At 72.1% G+C, this 17,089-nt stretch carries 16 protein-coding genes; 6 read left to right on the top strand and 10 right to left on the bottom strand.

Annotation, left to right across the window (positions count from 1 at the left end; translation table 11 throughout):
• Positions 1-13 precede the first annotated feature (13 nt).
• Positions 14-1,024, top strand: a complete 1,011-nt coding sequence (locus O7610_RS24840) for an SAM-dependent methyltransferase (protein ID WP_289213685.1) — start codon at positions 14-16, stop codon at positions 1,022-1,024.
• A gap of 94 nt (positions 1,025-1,118) precedes the next feature.
• On the top strand, positions 1,119-2,309 hold the full coding sequence (locus tag O7610_RS24835) for an NADH-quinone oxidoreductase subunit D (RefSeq protein ID WP_475052550.1): 1,191 nt from the start codon (positions 1,119-1,121) through the stop codon (positions 2,307-2,309).
• A 7-nt stretch (positions 2,310-2,316) separates the two neighbouring features.
• Here the strand turns inward: O7610_RS24835 and O7610_RS24830 are convergent, their stop codons facing one another.
• From O7610_RS24830 to O7610_RS24815, 4 genes are all read right to left on the bottom strand, one after another.
• Entirely contained in the window at positions 2,317-4,026 is a 1,710-nt protein-coding gene (locus O7610_RS24830) for a hypothetical protein (RefSeq protein WP_289211989.1), read from the bottom strand.
• Positions 4,027-4,138: 112 nt separating this feature from the next.
• Positions 4,139-5,143 carry a glycine betaine ABC transporter substrate-binding protein gene (locus O7610_RS24825; protein WP_281552808.1) on the bottom strand — a complete coding sequence of 335 codons (1,005 nt, stop codon included), beginning with the start codon at positions 5,141-5,143 and terminating at the stop codon, positions 4,139-4,141.
• 238 nt (positions 5,144-5,381) lie between these two features.
• Positions 5,382-6,122 (bottom strand): ABC transporter permease, encoded by a 741-nt coding sequence (locus tag O7610_RS24820; RefSeq protein ID WP_281552807.1) that lies wholly within the window; start codon positions 6,120-6,122, stop codon positions 5,382-5,384.
• A complete protein-coding gene (locus tag O7610_RS24815; protein WP_281552806.1) occupies positions 6,119-6,811 on the bottom strand; it encodes an ABC transporter permease in 693 nt (230 codons plus the stop codon). The genes O7610_RS24820 and O7610_RS24815 overlap by 4 nt, the downstream gene beginning before the upstream one ends.
• 2 nt (positions 6,812-6,813) lie before the next feature.
• Between O7610_RS24815 and O7610_RS24810 the strand changes: the two genes are divergently transcribed.
• Positions 6,814-7,803, top strand: a complete 990-nt coding sequence (locus tag O7610_RS24810; protein WP_281552805.1) for an ABC transporter ATP-binding protein — start codon at positions 6,814-6,816, stop codon at positions 7,801-7,803.
• A 6-nt stretch (positions 7,804-7,809) separates the two neighbouring features.
• Here the strand turns inward: O7610_RS24810 and O7610_RS24805 are convergent, their stop codons facing one another.
• The 6 genes from O7610_RS24805 to folP all read right to left on the bottom strand — a co-directional run bounded on the left by O7610_RS24805 (position 7,810) and on the right by folP (position 12,394).
• Complete coding sequence (locus tag O7610_RS24805; RefSeq protein WP_281552804.1) at positions 7,810-8,130, bottom strand: hypothetical protein; 321 nt, start codon at positions 8,128-8,130, stop codon at positions 7,810-7,812.
• A gap of 73 nt (positions 8,131-8,203) precedes the next feature.
• On the bottom strand, positions 8,204-9,778 hold the full coding sequence (locus O7610_RS24800) for an ABC transporter permease (RefSeq protein WP_281552803.1): 1,575 nt from the start codon (positions 9,776-9,778) through the stop codon (positions 8,204-8,206).
• A gap of 224 nt (positions 9,779-10,002) precedes the next feature.
• A complete protein-coding gene (locus O7610_RS24795) occupies positions 10,003-10,470 on the bottom strand; it encodes a DUF3180 domain-containing protein (RefSeq protein WP_281552802.1) in 468 nt (155 codons plus the stop codon).
• 91 nt (positions 10,471-10,561) lie between these two features.
• Entirely contained in the window at positions 10,562-11,089 is a 528-nt protein-coding gene (gene folK, locus O7610_RS24790; RefSeq protein ID WP_289211988.1) for a 2-amino-4-hydroxy-6-hydroxymethyldihydropteridine diphosphokinase, read from the bottom strand.
• A gap of 13 nt (positions 11,090-11,102) precedes the next feature.
• A complete protein-coding gene (gene folB / locus O7610_RS24785; protein WP_281552800.1) occupies positions 11,103-11,525 on the bottom strand; it encodes a dihydroneopterin aldolase in 423 nt (140 codons plus the stop codon).
• Positions 11,522-12,394, bottom strand: a complete 873-nt coding sequence (folP, locus tag O7610_RS24780; RefSeq protein WP_281552799.1) for a dihydropteroate synthase — start codon at positions 12,392-12,394, stop codon at positions 11,522-11,524. The genes folB and folP overlap by 4 nt, the downstream gene beginning before the upstream one ends.
• A 370-nt stretch (positions 12,395-12,764) precedes the next feature.
• Between folP and O7610_RS24775 the strand changes: the two genes are divergently transcribed.
• From O7610_RS24775 to O7610_RS24765, 3 genes are all read left to right on the top strand, one after another.
• Positions 12,765-13,052: a hypothetical protein gene (locus O7610_RS24775; protein WP_233606437.1), complete on the top strand. Its 288-nt coding sequence runs from the start codon at positions 12,765-12,767 to the stop codon at positions 13,050-13,052.
• Positions 13,053-13,067: 15 nt separating this feature from the next.
• Complete coding sequence (locus tag O7610_RS24770; protein ID WP_123603834.1) at positions 13,068-13,430, top strand: hypothetical protein; 363 nt, start codon at positions 13,068-13,070, stop codon at positions 13,428-13,430.
• Between the two features lie 64 nt (positions 13,431-13,494).
• Positions 13,495-17,088 carry an ATP-binding protein gene (locus tag O7610_RS24765; protein WP_289211987.1) on the top strand — a complete coding sequence of 1,198 codons (3,594 nt, stop codon included), beginning with the start codon at positions 13,495-13,497 and terminating at the stop codon, positions 17,086-17,088.
• Position 17,089 lies beyond the last annotated feature (1 nt).

Here is a 17,089-nt window from a genome sequence, read left to right as displayed (position 1 = left end):
GGGTGGCCGGGTGCTGACCTGGCGGGACGCCATCTCCACCGCGCTGTACGGACCGGAGGGCTTCTATGTGACCGGCGGCACCCCGGTGCCCGCCGCGCACTTTTCGACCAGCGCCCAGACCGGTACGCCGTTCGCCCGGGCGGTGCTGCGGCTGCTGCGCCGGGTCGACCGCCTCCTCGACCACCCGGACCCGGTCGACCTGGTCGACGTCGGAGCCGGCGGCGGTGAACTGCTCGACGCCGTACACCGGCTGCTTGCCGACCCGCCCGGGACGCTTGCCGACCGGATCCGGTTGACCGGCGTCGACCCGGCGCCCCGACCGGCCGGCCTGCCCGAACCGGTCGCCTGGCGGACCGCGCCGCCGACGGGAACCACCGGGCTGCTCGTCGCCACCGAGTGGCTGGACAACGTACCGCTCGATCTGGCCGTCCGCGACGGTGACCGGCTCCGCTGTCTGCTGGTCGACCCGGCAACCGGCCGGCAGCACCCCGGCCGGGAACTCGGCGCCGCCGACTCCGCCTGGCTGGCCCGCTGGTGGCCGCCGCTGCCGGACGGGGCGCAGGCTGAGATCGGTCGCCCCCGCGACGAGGCCTGGGCCGCGGCGGTACGTACCCTGCGCCGGGGCGTCGCCGTGACAGTCGACTACGGCCACCGGTACGCCGACCGCCCGGTCACCGGCACCCTGACCGGTTTCCGGGCCGGCCGTACGGTGGCCCCGGTCCCCGACGGCTCCTGCGACCTCACCGCGCACGTGGCGATCGACGCGGTCGCCGCCGCCGGATCGGCGGCCGTTGGCGGGGCCGGCCACCTGCTGTGCCGGCAGCGGGACGCGCTGCACCGACTCGGGGTGCACGGCCGCCGACCGCCGCTGGCGCTGGCCGGCACCGACCCGCGTGGCTATCTGGCCGCGCTGGCCGCCGCCAGCACCGCCGCCGAACTCACCGACCCGGACGGCCTCGGCGGGCACTGGTGGCTGGTCCAACCCGTCGGGCTGGCCGTCGACGCCGAATCCCTGCTGGTCTGAAACCCGGATCCCCTGCTGGTCCGAAACCGGGATCCCCTGCTGGTCCGAAACCGGGATCCCCGCCGACCGTGTGGCGGGGAGCCGGCGTGCGACGATGGCCGGCATGGACACCGACACCGGTTCGCCGCCCCCGGCCGGGTCGGCCGACGGACTCCGCCAGCTGACCGTCGGCACCGGCGCCGGGCTGGACACCGCCGACATGGTGCTCAACATCGGCCCACAGCACCCGTCCACGCACGGCGTACTCCGGCTCAAGCTGGTCCTCGACGGCGAGCGGGTGGTCTCCTGCGAGCCGGTGATCGGCTACATGCACCGCGGCGCCGAGAAGCTGTTCGAGGTCCGCGACTACCGGCAGATCATCATGCTGGCCAACCGGCACGACTGGCTGTCCGCGTTCGCCAACGAGCTGGGGGTGGCGCTCGCCGTCGAACGGATGATGGGCATCGAGGTGCCACAGCGGGCCACCTGGCTGCGGACCGCGCTGGCCGAACTGAACCGGGTGCTCAACCACCTGATGTTCCTCGGCTCGTATCCACTGGAGATCGGCGCGCTCACCCCGGTGTTCTACTCGTTCCGGGAGCGGGAGACGCTGCAGGCCGTGCTGGAGGAGGTCTCCGGCGGCCGGATGCACTACATGTTCAACCGGGTGGGCGGCCTCAAGGAGGAGGTGCCGGCCGGCTGGACCAGCCGGGCCCGGGAAGCGATCGGCCAGGTCGAGGCCAGGATGCCCGACCTGGACCGGCTGATCCGGCGCAACGAGATCTTCCTCGCCCGTACGGTCGGGGTCGGGGTGCTCGACGCGGCGACGGCCGCCGCGTTCGGTGCCTCCGGGCCGGTCGCCCGGGCCAGCGGGCTGGACCTGGACCTGCGCCGCGACGAGCCGTACCTCGCCTACGGTGAACTGGACGTGCCGGTGGTCACCCGCCGGGCCGGCGACTGCCACGCCCGGTTCGAGGTGCTGCTCGACCAGGTGTACGCCTCGCTCGACCTGGCCCGCCGCTGTCTGGACCGGGTCGACCAGTTGAGCGGGCCGGTCAACGTACGGCTGCCGAAGGTGGTCAAGGCACCCGAGGGCCACACCTACGCGTGGACCGAGAACCCGCTCGGAGTCAACGGCTACTACCTGGTCTCCCGCGGGGAGAAGACCCCGTGGCGGCTCAAGCTGCGGACCGCCTCCTACGCCAATGTGCAGGCGTTGGCGACGCTGATCCCCGGCAGCCTGGTGCCGGATCTGGTGGCGATCCTCGGCTCGATGTTCTTCGTGGTCGGCGACATCGACAAGTGACGCCGGTCTACCGCCAGCGGCGGTCGTCGGGGTAGTCGGCGTCGTCACGGAAGCGGCCACGGCCGTCGTCGTCGCGGTACCGCCGGCCACCGTCGTCCGGGTCCCGGTAGCGCCGGCCCGGGGCGCCGTCGTCGTAGTCGCGGTAGCGCCGAGCCGGCTCATCGTCGTAGTCACGGTACCGGCGGCCGGCGGTGCCCTCCTCCGCGTACCGGCGGGGCGGCTCGTCGTCGCGGTAGCGCCGGCCGGACGTGTCGTCGCGGTAGCGCCGGCCCGGTTCCGCGGGTTCTTCGTCCCGGTACCGGCGGGGCGGGTCGTCGTCGCGGAACCGGCGCGGCGGGTCGTCGTCGCGGAACCGGCGCGGCGGGTCGTCGTCGCGGAACCGGCGACCGACGTCGTCCTCCTCGTCCCGGTACCGACGGCTGCGCCGGACCGGCTCGTCGTCGAGGGGATCGTGGGCCGGCGACGACCATGCCGGGGGCGACTCGCCGCCACTGCCGGCCGGCAACGCCGGCAGCGCCGCACGCCGGCCGGTCCCGCTGACCCCTGGTCCGTCCGACGGCGGGTCGGCCATCCGCTGGTCCCACCGGGCGTCCCGCCACGCCGGCTCGTCCGCGACCCGATCACCGCCCGACCCCAGCAGGTCGCCCCGGTCCTGCGGGTACCGGCCGTTACGGGTGCCGGCCCCGGACCGGGCCGGTGGGTAGTCGTCCTCACGGGCCGGTGGCCACCGCTCGGCCGGCGACCCGGTGCTGAAGCCGTCGGCCCGCCCGACGTCCCACCGGTCGACGGGTCGGTCGCCGTACCGTTGCTCGGCGCTGTCGTCCCGGTCGCCACTCCACGACCAGCGCTCCTCCGGCTGGTCGCGCAGCCGGCGTTCGGTCCACGACTCCTCGTCCGGCTCGGCGGAACGCCGCCCACGGGCCGCCGGAGCGGACCACTCACCGTCGATGGACTCGCCACCCCGGCCGCCGGAACGGGTCCCGCCGTACACCGTGCCGGCGGGCTCGTCGTCGGCCCGCGGGTCGACGACCTGCCGGGTGCTCACCTGGACGGTCTCCGGCTGCCGGACGGCGCCGTTCGGCCCCTGCTGGCGGGGCAGCACGGTGCCGCTGACCGCCGGGACCGAGGCCCGGCCGGCCTGGCCGCCCGAGCCGTACTGACCTGCGGAGCCGTACTGGCCGCCGTTGTACTCGCCTCCGTAGCCGGCAGCCCCGGTCGGGCCGGAGGCCGGCACCGCCGCCGGTACGGCGGACGCCGGAGCGGCCTGATCGAACCGGTCGTAGCCGGCGCGGTCACCGCCCGGCTGTGCCCGGGCCGGATCACTGCGGGCGATCTCGGCGCGAGTCCCGTCCAGTTGACCACGAAGCGCCTCGACGTCGTCCTGAACCGCCTGCATCTTCTCGCCGAAGGCGCGGTGCGTCGCCCGGACGGCGGTGGAAATGTCGTTGCGCACGTCCTCGCGGAGCACGTCCATCTCCTCGACGAGCGCATCCTCCATGTCGGCGCGCATAGTTTCCACGCCGCCACGCAATGTGATTGACAATCCGATCAACACCACGGACGCGATAGCGATCACCATCGCCAGTCGCAACGAGCCGTCGCCGTCGCCAAGCAGCAGCAAAAGCGCAGCCAGCGGCGCCAAGCCCAGGCCACCCCAGGTAAGCCACTTGAGCGGAACCGTGCGGCGCGGCTCCTCTTCGGCCTCGGGAGCGGACATGGCTGTGGAGCCTACCGACATCTACAGATCAACGGAACGGGTACCGCCTGCTGTCCGAGAAGGTAGGCTCCACAGCCCGGGTGGCCGGCGACAGTCCGCGCCAGCCACGAAATCAGCCGGTCGCCAACGCTCCGTCCGACGAGAACACCAGACCGACACTGATCTCGCCGGTGGTCAACGCGGTCTTGGTCTGCGGCCCACCGGCGTCAAGCGAGCTGAACTCCCCGGCCCGGAAGTCGTACACCTCGACCAGCCCTTCCTGGCACTTGGGACGCTGCGGGCACTCCGGCGGACCGCCCAGGACGGTCGCCGTACCGGAGCATTTCTCCGCCAGGTCGGAAAGCGTACTGACGCCGTACTCGTCGGCGAAGGCACTGGTCACCGCGAACGCGTTCTGGTCCTGTGCCGCAGACGCCTCGCCGAAGACGATGCCGACCTGCTCGCCGACCTCGCGGAGCCCGGTCATCGTCTCGTCCAGGTCCGGCGACGAGATCGCCGGCGCGTTCTCCCCCGCGACCTTGTTGTTGATGAAGTCCGCCATGGTGGCCGCGTACTCCGGCACCACCTGGATCTCCCCGGTCTCCAGCGCCGGCTCGTACAGCTCACGGTTGCCGATCTGCTGCACGGTGACGTCGTAGCCCGCCGCCGTCAGCACGATCCGGTACAACTCGCCCAAGGTCTCGCTTTCACTGAAGTTGGCCGCGCCGACGATCAACTCACCGCCCGGTCCGGTCTCGATACCGTCGGTCAGGCCCTCGGCGGCGGCGAACTCCTCGGCCGCGGCCTGCGGCGTCTGACGGTCGACGTCGACCGCCCGGTTGAGCCCGATCAGCTTCTCGGTGTCCAACGCTGCCGACACCCTGTTCAGGGCGGCGATGACCTGCGGCGATGCCGCGTCGGCGTTGACCGCCGGCACGATGTTGTCGGTGTTCTGCAGCTTCTTGTCGTCAGTCAGCACCACCAGCTGGTCGCCGGCTACCGGTGCGCAGCCGGCACCGGACGCGCCGGCATCCGGCGCCTCGGTGCCGGATGACCCCGCCTCGCCACATGCGGCGAGGAAACCCGCCGCGGTGAGCGCGCCGACCGCGCTCAGGGCGATACGTGTCCGTGCATGCATGATTGCCCGCCTCCTGTGTCCCGGCGCGCCCCCATCGGGCCGGCCGCGTGTCCGACGGGCGCGGCACATGCCCGCGCGAGCGTGCTGCGGGCAGCACGGCAGCCGCGACGGGGCCCCGGCCCGTGCCGGCATGCCGTCACCCGTTCCCTCTACCGAACATCCTCACCGTTGGGTCCGACAACAGATGAAGATCGGTTGTCACCGGATCGTCATCCGGCCCGAACGGAAAGCGACGTACTCAACCCGAGCCGACCGCGCTGGTCTGCTCGTTCGCCCGCCGGCCGGTCCGGCGCAGCGGCCGCGGAGTGAACGCCCGTTCGAGCACCGCCAGCAACCCTTCAGTGACCAGCGCCAAGGTCGCCACCAACAGACCGCCGGCGAGGATCTGGCCGCCGCCGATCGAGATGCCCAGTCCGAAGCCCGCACTGATGATCTGCCCGAGACCTCCGCCGTTGACGAACGCCGCCAGCGCCGCCGTCGCCACCACCTGCACCGCCGCGGTCCGGAACCCGGCCGCCAGGTACGGCACCGCGAGCGGCAACTCGACCCGGCGCAGCACCTGCCAGCCGGACAGTCCCATCCCCCGAGCCGCCTCCCGCACCTGCGGATCGACCTGCCGGATCCCGGTGAACGCGTTGGCCAGCAGCGGTGGTACGGCGAACACCGCCAACGCCAGGATCACCGGCGGCTTGCCGAAGCCCAGGAAGGTCAGCGGCAGAATGGACAGCAGGGCGATGGTCGGCACCGCCAGCGTCAGGTTCGACACCAGCACCACCAGGCCGCCGCCCCGGCCGGTGTGCCCGAGCCACAGTCCGACCGGCCAGGCCACCAGGCAGCCGACCGCGACCGCGGCGGCCGAGATGGTCAGGTGCTCACCGAGGCGGTCCAGCACACCACCGGGGTTGGTCCAGTTGAGTGGGTCGTTGAGCCAGGTCACCGCCTGCTCGACCGGGTTCGCCGCCACACTCTGCCGGCTCACGGGGCGACCCGCCGGGCCCAGGGCGTCAGCAGCCGTCCGGCACCCGCCAAGAGCAGGTCGAGCAGCAGGGCCAGCGCCACGCTCAGCAGCGTACCGGTGAGGATCTGGGCTTTGTAGAAGTTGTTCCGGAAGCCGCTGAAGATCAGGTCGCCGAGGCCGCCATAGCCGATCAGCGAGCCGATGGTGACCAGCGCGACTGTGGAGACCGTGGCCAGCCGCAAGCCGGTCATGATGCCGGGCAGCGCCAACGGCAGTTCGATGCGCAGCAGTCGACCGAACCGGCCGTACCCCATCCCGTCGGCGGCCTCGATGGTCGCCGCCGGCACCTGGCTCAGCCCGGCCAGCGAGTTGCGCACGACCAGCAGCAGCGCGTACAGCACCAGGGCGATCAGCACCGACGCGGGATTGGTCGCGCCGACGTAGGGCGCGATGAAGGCCAGCAACGCCAGCGACGGGATGGTGTAGAGCACGCCGGTGAGGGCGAGGATCGGCCCGGTCAGCGACCGGAACCAGTACGCGACCACCGCCAGCGGCACCGCCAGCAGCGCGGCGATCAGCACCGCCTGTACCGTCAGGGTGACGTGTTCGGTCAACGCGGCGACGATCGTCGACCAGTTGTCCCGTACGTACTGACCGGAGAACCACGGGTTACCCGGATCAGCCCGGTCGGCGAGCAGGTGGAAGGACACAGGTGGACGGTACCGTGCGGGACACCGACGCCGACGGAGCGGCGGCGATCACCTTGACCGACATCGGCAAGCAGTTCCCGGACGGGACACGCGCCGTACAGAGCCTTTCCCTGGAGATCCCCGCCGGCCAGTTGGTGGTGTTGATCGGCCCGTCCGGCTGCGGCAAGTCCACCGTGCTCCGGATGATCAACAGGCTGATCGAGCCGACGACCGGGCGGATCATGCTCGGCGACGAGGACGTCACCCAGGTCGACCCGGTGCGGCTGCGCCGCCGGATCGGATACGTGATCCAGCACGTGGGGCTCTTCCCGCACCAGACGATCCGGGCCAACGTCGGCACGGTCCCCCGGCTGCTCGGCTGGCAGCGGGACCGGATCCGGCGCCGCGCCGACGAACTTCTCGACCTGGTCGGGCTGGAACCGGGCCGGTACGGCAAGCGCTACCCGCACGAACTGTCCGGCGGGCAACGCCAGCGGGTCGGCGTCGCCCGGGCACTGGCCGCCGACCCGGTCGTCCTGCTGATGGATGAGCCGTTCTCCGCGGTCGACCCGATCGCCCGCGGCCGGCTGCAGGAGGAGTTCCTCCGCCTGCAGGCCGAGGTACGCAAGACGATCGTGCTGGTCACCCACGATCTGGACGAGGCGGTACGGCTGGGCGACCGGATCGCCGTACTGTCCGAAGGCGGCCGGCTTGAGCAGTATGCGGCACCGGCCGAACTGCTCGGCGGGCCGGCGTCCCCGTTCGTGACCGAGTTCGTCGGCGCCGACCGGGCGATCCGCCGGCTCGCGGTCACCCCGGTGAGCCGCGAACTGCTCGACGACGACCCGAGGGCTCCGGATCCGGCCGGGCTGCCCACCCTCGCCCTGGGTACCTCGCTCTACGACGCGCTGGCCCGGTTGCTGGTCAGCGGCGCGGAGCACGCCCGGGTGGTCGACGACGCCGACCAGCCGGTCGGCGTGGTGAGCCGACGCCGGATCCTCGACGCCGGCTGACCTGCATCAGCTCCGCTGCCCGGGCCGCAGCAGGTAGTCGATGAACGCTGCCCGTAGCAACGGTTCCGACTCGCCGTACTCGTGGCCGGTGAACTCCCGCCACAGCGCCACCGCGTCCTCGACGGTCGGGCCGATCGAGTTCGGCGCGCCATCCAGCTCACTGGCGTCGTCGGCCCGGGACAGCCGCTGGGTTATCGACCAGAAGAATCCCAGGTCCTTGCGCTGCCGGGCCAGCTCGAACGCCTGCTCCCGCAACTGTTCGGTGGAGAGCCGATCGAGTTCCTCGAAGGTCGGCGTGGCGCGGTCTGCGGCCGGCGATTCGGTCATATCAGCGAGCCTAACCCGCCGGTCCGTCGCTGGCTTGGCAGCTGGCCTGCTCGGCGGCTAGCCTGCCGGCGGGTCAGCGACTGTCGGTGCCCCATTGGTCGTCGGCGCCCCAGCTGTCGCTGGTATCCCAGCGGTCCCGGGCCGGCGCCGGCTGGGCGGGCAGGGAGGCAGACCAGGACTGCTGGCCGCCGGTGGGCGGGTCGGACGGCCAGCCGGAGCCGGCCTGGGCATGCTCCGGCCAGTCCGCCGGCCGACCGTCGTAGTGGACCGGCTCGGATTCACCAGCCGACTCGCCTGCGGTCTGCTCGGCTTCCTGGGCTTCGCCGGCGTCGTCGACCGAGGTCGACCGTGGCCGGCCGAACGTCTCCACCAGACGGGTCACCGTCAGCCCGACCACCACCGCGACGGCGCCGGTGGCGTACAGCGCGATGTCGAGGTCACGCAGCTCGGCGTACCTGATGAAGAGGGTCAGGCCGATCACCGCCAACACGGTCCCGAAGACACCGCCCCGGCGGCCGAAGACGCTGGTCCCGCCGAGCAGCGCCGCGCCGATCGCCACCGCTGTCCACTCCAGCCCCACCGACGGGCTGACCGGGCCGTTGCCGACGGCGGCCAGCAGCACCCCGCCGACGACCGCGAAGACCATCGACAGGATCAGCGCACCGCTGGTGACCAGTGCGGCGACGCCGCCCCGCCGGTCGGCCGGGTCGGCGACCGGTCGGAACCGCCCGACCCCCCGCCGGATCGACTTGATCGTGCCGAGGGATCCACCGAGCAGCGCCAGCACGACGAAGCCACCGAAGAGCACGAACGCCTGGCCGGTCGGGTCGAAGGCACCCTGCAGGTCGACCGGGCCGGACCGCTGCTGGATGAAGACGACCGCCACACAGGCGGCAACCAGGCTGCCTGCCCAACCGGGCACCTGCAGGCCAGCGACCAGCAGCGCCGTCCCCGCACCGAGCACCACCGCCCAGATGATGCCGGTGACCAGCACCGGCACCACGCCGTTGTCGCCGTTCTCGGCGAAGTGCAGCGCGGCGGCCACCGCCACCGGCCCGATGGCCAGGTTCGGCGCCCCGGCGCGCAGCGTGACCCCGGCGGCGAGCGCGAACAGGCCGAGCCCGGTTGCGTAGACCAGCAGCGGATCGCGGGTGCCGGCGGTGGTGAGACCCGGGTCGACCCGGTAGAGCAGGTAGCCGATCCCGCCGACCACCAGCAGCAGGATCAGTTCCCAGATGAAGTGCACGCCGAGCCGGTCCCGGCCGCGTTCGCCGTGGTAGGGGTCGTCGAAGACGTCGTCGAGCGCCGTGGACGCCCGTCGGCGACGGCTGTGCCGGGTGGTGGCGGAGTTGCGTGTCGCCTGGTCCGCAGCAGCGGACGAGTTCCCGGTCGCGGCGGAGTCCGCGGTGATGGAGCCTCCGGCCGTGGAGAAGTCCGCAACGGTGGAGAAGGAACTTGTCGAGTAGCCGGCCGGGCCGCGACGACCAGGCTCGGCCGCCGGATACCGCGTGTCGCCGTAGCGGGTGTCGCCGTAGCGGGTGTCGCCGTAGCGGGTGTCGCCGTAGCGGGTGTCGCCGGGCGGATGGTGGCCGGTCGGATCCGAGGTGCTCGCGTTCCGCCGGCGATAAGGCGAATCGTCGTACGCCATACCGCGTCTCCTCTGGTCGCTCAGTCGACCAGTGTGTGGCGTCCGCGCGGTGGCCCGGGCAGCCGTACCGGTCGCAGGCACCGTACCCGCGACCAGGTCCGGCCGTCACCCCCCGTATCCGGCCGAGCTGCCCGGAACCGGGTCGATGCCGGGTCGGCACTTGCCCAGCGGACCGGCCCGGCAGACCGGTCAGTCAGTCGACAGCCGGTCGGTGGGCAGTCCGGTCAGTCGGCCGGCTGGTCCGGGGTGTCGGAGTCCTCCGGGCGGTCCGGGACCCGGCAGGCCCGCTCCAGCCAGAGCGCCGCCGCGACCAGCGCGACCGCAGCGACCAAACCGCTGCCAGCGGCCGGCAGGTCGTTGCTTGCCGCCCGGGTCGGCTGGATGAACAGCCACAGCACCAGACCGGCATAGAAGCCGGCGAAGATCGCACCGGCGAGGGAGGACGCCTTGGCCAGCACCACGAAACGGGCGGCGAGCAGCGGGTTGACCGGGTCGTGCCCGGGCTGGCGGTCGACCCGGGCCCGAGTGTTCAGCGCCGCGTACCCTTCGAACACGGCCAATGCCGCCAGCGTCACGGAGGGTAGCCAGGGTAGGACCGGCATCCGTACGTACCAGCTGCTGATGACCAGCCAGCCGACCGCCGCGGCGGCCAGCGCCGCCACCACCAGGGTGGACAACCTGGTAGGCCCCATCCGTGGCTCGTCAGGCTCCCGTCCACGCGGGCTGACTCCCGGTCCGGTCACGGCAGCATCAACCCCGGCAAGGTGATCGACAGACGCACGTTCACTGGGTCGACTCTAGCGGCAGATCCGGTCGGGGGCGCAGTTCGAGCAGGTCCCCGGCGACCGGATCGTGGTTGAGCAGGTCGGTCAGCCAGCCGTGGCCGGGCAGTTGGCCGTACGGCTGGACGTCGATCCACGGTCGCAGCACGAACGCCCGCAGCCGCGCCCGGGGATGGGGCAGCACCAGCTCAGGATCGTCGCTGAACACCGGGACGTCGTCGTCGGTCCAGACCGCGACGACGTCCGCATCCAGGCTGCGTGGCCCGTACGGCCGGTCCGGATCCCGCACCCGGCCGGCGGCCCGTTCGAGGCTGCGGCACCGGTCGAGCCAATCGGCCGGCGCGGCGCCCGGGTCGGCCACCAGCGCGACCGCGTTGAGGTAGTCGGGCTGCGCCGGGTCGCCCCACGGCGGGGTCTCGTAGACCCCGGAGACGACCAGCAGTACGTCGTCCAGCGACCGCACCGCCGCGCGCAAGCACCCGTACCGGTCACCGAGGTTGCTGCCCAGCGCCAGGACCGCCCGGGTCACGGTCGGCTCCGGGTCATGGTCGGCTCCGGGTCAGCACGACCGCGACGTCGGTGAACCGGTGTGCAATCGGCGCCTGCGGCTTGTGCACGGTCACCGTGACCGAGTGGACCCGGTGGTCGGCCAGGCACTGGACGGCCAGCCGGTCGGCCAGCGTCTCGATCAGGTTCACCGGCTCGCCGCTGACGATCGCGACGAGCCGGTCGGCCAGCTCGCCGTAATGCACGGTGTCGGTGACGTCGTCCGAGGCAGCCGCCGACGTGAGGTCGACGGTGAGCTCGACGTCGACGACGAAGTCCTGCCCGGCGGCGCGTTCCTGCGGGTAGACGCCGTGCCGGCCGTGGGCGCGTAGCCCGGTCAGCACGATCCGGTCGGTCGTCGACGGCCGCGCGGCCCCCGGGTCGGGCGACGGCGCTGCGGCGGGCTGGTGGTCGGTCATCGACGGCTCCCCGGCGGATCGTCGGCGTCCGGGACGATCCGGGGACGCCCGCTGGCCTGCCACACCGCCAGCGCGTCGACGGTGTCCCGGACGTCGTGTACCCGGACCCCCCAGGCGCCGGCGGCGACCGCCAGCAGACTGGTGGCGGTGGTCGCTGCGGCCCGTTGGTCGACCGGCCGTGGCTGGCCTGCCGGGTCGGCGAGCAGTTGGCCCAGGTAGGACTTGCGACTGGCGGCGAAGAGCAACGGGCAACCGAGGTCGAGCAGTTCGGGCAGGCGGACGGTGAGCTGCCAGTTGTGCTCGGCCCGCTTGGCGAAGCCGAGACCGGGGTCGACGACGAGCCGGTCGGCGGCCACCCCGGCGGTCAGTGCGGCGTCGATCCGGGCGGCCAGCTCGGCGCGGACCTCGCCGACCACGTCGCGATAGTGCGCCAGGTCCTGCATCCGGTCGGAGTGCCCACGCCAGTGCATCAGAATCCACGGGCAGCCGGCGTCGGCGACCACCTCGGCCATCCGTGGATCCGCCAGACCGCCGGAGACGTCGTTCACCACCGCCGCCCCGGCGGCCAGCGCGGCGGCGGCGACCGCTGCCCGGGTGGTGTCGATGCTCATCGGTACGCCGGCGGCGGCGAGCGCCCGGACGACCGGAAGCACCCGGGCCACCTCGGTCGCGGCGTCGATCCGCACCGCTCCCGGCCGGGTCGACTCACCGCCGACGTCGATCAGGTCGGCGCCGTCGCGGTGCAGCCGGACGCCGTGGGCGACGGCGGCGTCGAGGTCGGCGTACCGCCCACCGTCGGAAAAGGAGTCAGGCGTGACGTTGAGAACGCCCATCACGACCGGCCGGGCCGGCCGCAGCAGATCGGTCACGGATAGGACGGTACCGGCGCGGCTCGGTGTCGGCCGGCAGAGGGCATGCTGGGTACTCTCGAACCAGACAACGGCGGCACGGCGGCGCTGTCGGTCGAGTTGCACGCAGCTTGTACCAGACAGGGGTGGCCCGTACGCTTTGCAGTTGCTGGTGGTCAGCGAGGGCAACGTCGAGGAGAAGGGCTGAAGTTGGACAAAAAGCCCACAAATCATCACCGTACGCGGTGATCGCCGGACGCAGGGTCGAAACTCGCGGCACGACCCGACACGTCCGTGAGGCTGGACAACTGCAGTGCCCCGGCTTCGCCGGCCGCACACCGGGGAGGTTCCCATGATCGAAACAACGCTCGTCGACACGGTCAACGCCGCCATGGCGTCCGTGGTCGACACGCTTCCGTTGCTGGCCGCGCCGGCTGGCGAGCCGGACCCGGCGCCGACCGGCTTCAACACCGAGGGCGTTGTCTCCTTCCTCGCCAGCAAGGTCGCGCCGATCCTGCTTGCCGTGCTGGGCGTGATCTTCATCGGCCGGGCCAGCAAGGGCGAGATCTCCAAGGTCCTGACCAGCTCCGCGATCGCGATCGTGGGTCTGGCGTTCATCGCCGGAGCGGCGACGCTCTTCTTCGTCGGCGACTACCTCATCAACCTGATGTTCGAATAGAGCGCGGGGCACAGGATGCGGCTGCGTACCGACGACGACATCTACCGCGCCCGGCTGGTCTACCTCGGCCCGCCCGGCTACACGTTGCCGATCCACCTGCCGTATGCACAGTACGGAGTGTTCATCCTCCTCGTACCGCTCTACATGTTCATCCACTGGGCGTTCACCTTCACCGTGGAACTCTTCCCCGCCTGGGAGATCGCGCTGGCGATCGTCACCACCTCCTTCATCTTCCGGTACGTCGACCCGGATCGGCCCGCCCGGATGGTGGTCCGGACCGCCCTCACCGACTGGCGCCGCACCAGGGAACCCGCCACTGAACAGCGAGACCCGCGACTGATCGCCAGCCACATCCGGATCCGGGAGGAGTTGGCATGACCCGCACCGACCACCGAACCGCAGCCGCTGTCCACCCGGCCGGCCGGCGGCGTGAGGCGATGGCATGAGTCGATCATTTCCGCCGGGCTCCTCCCACCCGGCCGGTCAGCCGTCCGGCACCAGCGGTAACGGTAAGCGATCGACCGACTACGACACCGCCGAGCTGGACGAGTCGACCGACACCGAACTGGTCACCAGCCCCAGCCACGGCGCGGTCGCCTTCTTTCAGGCACCCGCGGCATCCCGCGGCAGCCGGCCAACGCGAACCCCGCCGCCGGCACCACCAGTGCCCAATCCCAGAGCCGGTATGAGCGACAGCACCGACATCGACTCGCCCTTCTTGGACCTTTTCCCGGGTGCCGGCCCGGCCGGTGGCCATCAGCCGGGCCGCACACCACGCACGGCGATCCGGCGCTCGGCCCAACACGACGCGATCGCAGCACCGACGCGGCCCGACGCCATCGAACCGCCCACCCGGCACGATGCCATCGCACCGCCGGCGCAGCAGACTGCCATCGGACCGCCCGCCCGGCACGATCCGCAGGGGACCCCCGGCGACGCGTCGGCCGGGGACACCCCACCCGCTGGGCCGATCGGCTCGGCGCTGTCCGGTCCCCCTGCCCCGCCACCCGAACCGCCGGTCCAGCGTCGAGCCGCCACGCCCACCCCGCGTACCGCCGCCGACCCGGCCCCGGCAGCCGAATCGGCCCCACCTCGTGACGGCCAGCCGGCCACCTCGGCGTCCACAGTGCCACCGTCACCACCGGCACCGGCCCTGCCGCCACCGCCCGCCGCCACCCGCCGGCCCGGTCCGACCGCGCAACACGTTCGGAGCCGGCCCGAGCCGACACACGGGGCCAAGGCAGCGCAGCAAGATGGCGCACCGACACAACGCCGGCTACCGGCGACGCCGCAGCACGCTGCATCCCAGCAGCACGCCGCGCCCGCGCCCCAACAGCGCGCCGCACCCGCACCGGTGCATCGGCCGGCGCCGGCCGATGCACCGGTCAGCGGCAAGGGCAAGCGTGCCCGCCGGCGGGCCGCCGAGGTCGACCGGCCGGACAAGTTGATCAAGCCGGTGCCGGTCCGCCCCCCGAAGGTCAAGTTCACCGACCGGGACCCGGCCGCCGAACTCGCCATCACCGAGATCGCCGGCCACCTCACCTTCACCCCGAACACCGTGACCGCCTGGTACTGGCTGCCCGAGGTGCGCTGGGCGTTCCGGCCCGACGCCGAGCGGGAGGTGCTGCTGTCAGCCATCTCCGAGCAGTACGCCGGCCTGGCCGGATTCCGGGTGCACCTGCGCCGCACGACCCGGCCGTTCCCGGCCGACGAGTGGGCCCGCACCATCGACTCGCTAACCAGCAACCCCCTGCCCAACGTCTCCGACGCGGTCTCCTGGTCCGACCACCTGGTCGCCGCGCAACGGCACCTGATGGCGGTCAACCACGCCGAAGGGCAGACCTACCTGGGCATCACCTTCGCCCGCCGGTCGCTCGGCGACTCACTGTCCGAACGGGTGCTGCGGCTGTTCGGCCGCGGCGTCGCCGAGAGCGAACGCCGCCGGCTCGGCCGGATGGTCGAGCAGTTCGACGAGGTGCTGGGTGCCTTCGGCATGCGGGGTCGACGGGTCACCGCTGGCGAACTCGAATGGCTGCTCTACCGGTCGGTCGCGCTCTGCATGAACCCGCCAACCATGCTCTCGCCGGTCCGAAACGGCAACTGGGACCGCGGCGACCTGCTCGCCCTCACCGAGCAGGTCGAGCGCTACCGGACCCCGTACGGCTCGACGCTCAAGCTGGTCAACCGGATGACCGGCGAGGAGCGGCACGTCGCGGTGCTGGCAGTCGGCCGGATGGAGCCGCTGGAGATCCCGGAACGCCACGAGCCGTGGATGCACTTCCACGAACGGCTGCCGTGGCCGATGGAGATCTCCTCCCGGATCGACCTGCTCGGGCCGGCCGACTCGTTCCGCAACCTGGAGCACCGGCTCCGGATGATCCGCTCCCAGCAACTGGACTACGCCGAGCACGGCATCGACGCGCCGCCGGAACTGGAACGGCTCGCCAAGCGGGCCCTGCACATCGGTGACGAGATGACCACCGGCCTGCCGGTCGAGTCCGCCCGGGCGCACGGCTGGCACCGGATCGCCGTCGGTGGCCGGACCCGCGAAGAGTGTCTTGAACGGGCCCGCCGGCTGATCCAGCTGTACTCCCGGGAAATGCGCATCTCGCTGCAGCATCCGAAGAACCAGGACTGGCTGGCCCGGGAGTTCATCCCTGGGGAGCCGGTGGCGAACACCGGATACATCCGACGGATGCCGGTCAACCTGCTGGCCGCCGCGCTGCCGCAGGCCGCGTCGACGGTCGGCGACCGGCGCGGCGACCTGATCGGGCGGACCGCCGGCACCTGCCGCCGGCCGGTCTTCCTCGACCTGCACTTCCCGATGGAGGTCCGGGAACGTTCCGGGCTCGCCGTCTTCGTCGCCGAGCCGGGCGGCGGCAAGTCGACCCTGCTCGGCGCCCTCGGCTACCTGGCCGCCCGGCGCGGCGTGCAGGTCACCCTGCTCGACCCGTCCGGGCCGCTGGCCCGGCTCTGCGCCATGCCGGAGCTACGGCCGTACTCGCGGGTGCTCAACCTGACCGGTTCCGAACAGGGCACCCTGGCACCGTACTCTCTCATCCCCACACCGGTGCGCGGCGAGTTCGCCGCCGGAGCCGCCGGCGACCGCGAGTACGAAATTTCCGTGTCGAACGCCCGGGCCGAACGCCGGATGCTGGTCCAGGACATCTGCATGATGCTGGTGCCGCCGCAGGTGGCCCGGGAGTCGTCGACGGCCACCCTGCTGCGGCACGCGGTCCGCCAGGTGCCCGCCGAAGAAACCTCCACGCTGGACGACGTGGTCGCCTGCCTCAGCGGGCTCGACGACGACGGCCGTGAGCTGGCCAACCTGCTGCTGGACACCGCCGAGATGCCGCTGGCCCTGCTGTTCTTCGGCTCGCCGGAGCCGGGCCTGCTCGGTGCCGACGCCGCGCTGACCGTGATCACCATGGCCGGGCTGCGGCTGCCCGACCTGAAGATCGAACGCGAGTACTGGTCGGCCGAGGAGGCGTTGGCTCTGCCGATGCTGCACACCGCCCACCGGCTGGCGGTACGCCGCTGCTACGGCGGCTCGATGGGGTCACGCAAGCTCGTCGGCCTCGACGAGGCGCACTTCATGGAGGGCTGGCGCTCCGGCCGGTCCTTCCTGGTCCGGCTGGCCCGCGACTCCCGCAAGTGGAACCTGGCCGCGCTGGTCTCGTCGCAGAATCCACGGGACATCCTGGGGCTGGACGTGCAGAACCTGGTCTCCACCGTCTTCGTCGGCCGGATCGCCGAGGACGAGGAGATCGCCGCCGAGGCGCTGCGCCTGCTGCGTGTCCCGGTCGACGACGGTTACGAGGCGACGCTCGCCTCGTTGTCTAGCGTAGACAGTTCTTCCGCGAGCCGACTGGGCTTTCGGGAGTTCATCATGCGCGACGTGGACGGTCGGGTGCAGAAGGTCCGGGTGGACGTCTCATACGTGGACGGACTGCTCGACCACCTCGACACCACACCCGGTACGCCGCAGGCGGCACCCGCCGGTCTGCCGACCGCGCTCAGCGACCTGGAGGTGTGAC

This window comes from Solwaraspora sp. WMMA2065 (assembly GCF_030345075.1).
GTDB lineage: Bacteria > Actinomycetota > Actinomycetes > Mycobacteriales > Micromonosporaceae > Micromonospora_E.
The sequence above is the reverse complement of the archived record's forward strand: the minus strand, read 5'-3'. Positions and strand labels throughout refer to the sequence as shown.

Excerpts from the sequence above, each read along its gene's own strand:
- O7610_RS24835 (WP_475052550.1), top strand. The coding sequence starts at position 1,119 with ATGGCCGGCATGGACACCGACACCGGTTCGCCGCCCCCGGCCGGGTCG.
- O7610_RS24830 (WP_289211989.1), bottom strand. The coding sequence starts at position 4,026 with ATGTCCGCTCCCGAGGCCGAAGAGGAGCCGCGCCGCACGGTTCCGCTC.
- O7610_RS24825 (WP_281552808.1), bottom strand. The coding sequence starts at position 5,143 with ATGCATGCACGGACACGTATCGCCCTGAGCGCGGTCGGCGCGCTCACC.
- O7610_RS24805 (WP_281552804.1), bottom strand. The coding sequence starts at position 8,130 with ATGACCGAATCGCCGGCCGCAGACCGCGCCACGCCGACCTTCGAGGAA.
- O7610_RS24800 (WP_281552803.1), bottom strand. The coding sequence starts at position 9,778 with ATGGCGTACGACGATTCGCCTTATCGCCGGCGGAACGCGAGCACCTCG.
- O7610_RS24795 (WP_281552802.1), bottom strand. The coding sequence starts at position 10,470 with ATGGGGCCTACCAGGTTGTCCACCCTGGTGGTGGCGGCGCTGGCCGCC.
- folB (WP_281552800.1), bottom strand. The coding sequence starts at position 11,525 with ATGACCGACCACCAGCCCGCCGCAGCGCCGTCGCCCGACCCGGGGGCC.
- O7610_RS24775 (WP_233606437.1), top strand. The coding sequence starts at position 12,765 with ATGGCGTCCGTGGTCGACACGCTTCCGTTGCTGGCCGCGCCGGCTGGC.
- O7610_RS24770 (WP_123603834.1), top strand. The coding sequence starts at position 13,068 with ATGCGGCTGCGTACCGACGACGACATCTACCGCGCCCGGCTGGTCTAC.
- O7610_RS24765 (WP_289211987.1), top strand. The coding sequence starts at position 13,495 with ATGAGTCGATCATTTCCGCCGGGCTCCTCCCACCCGGCCGGTCAGCCG.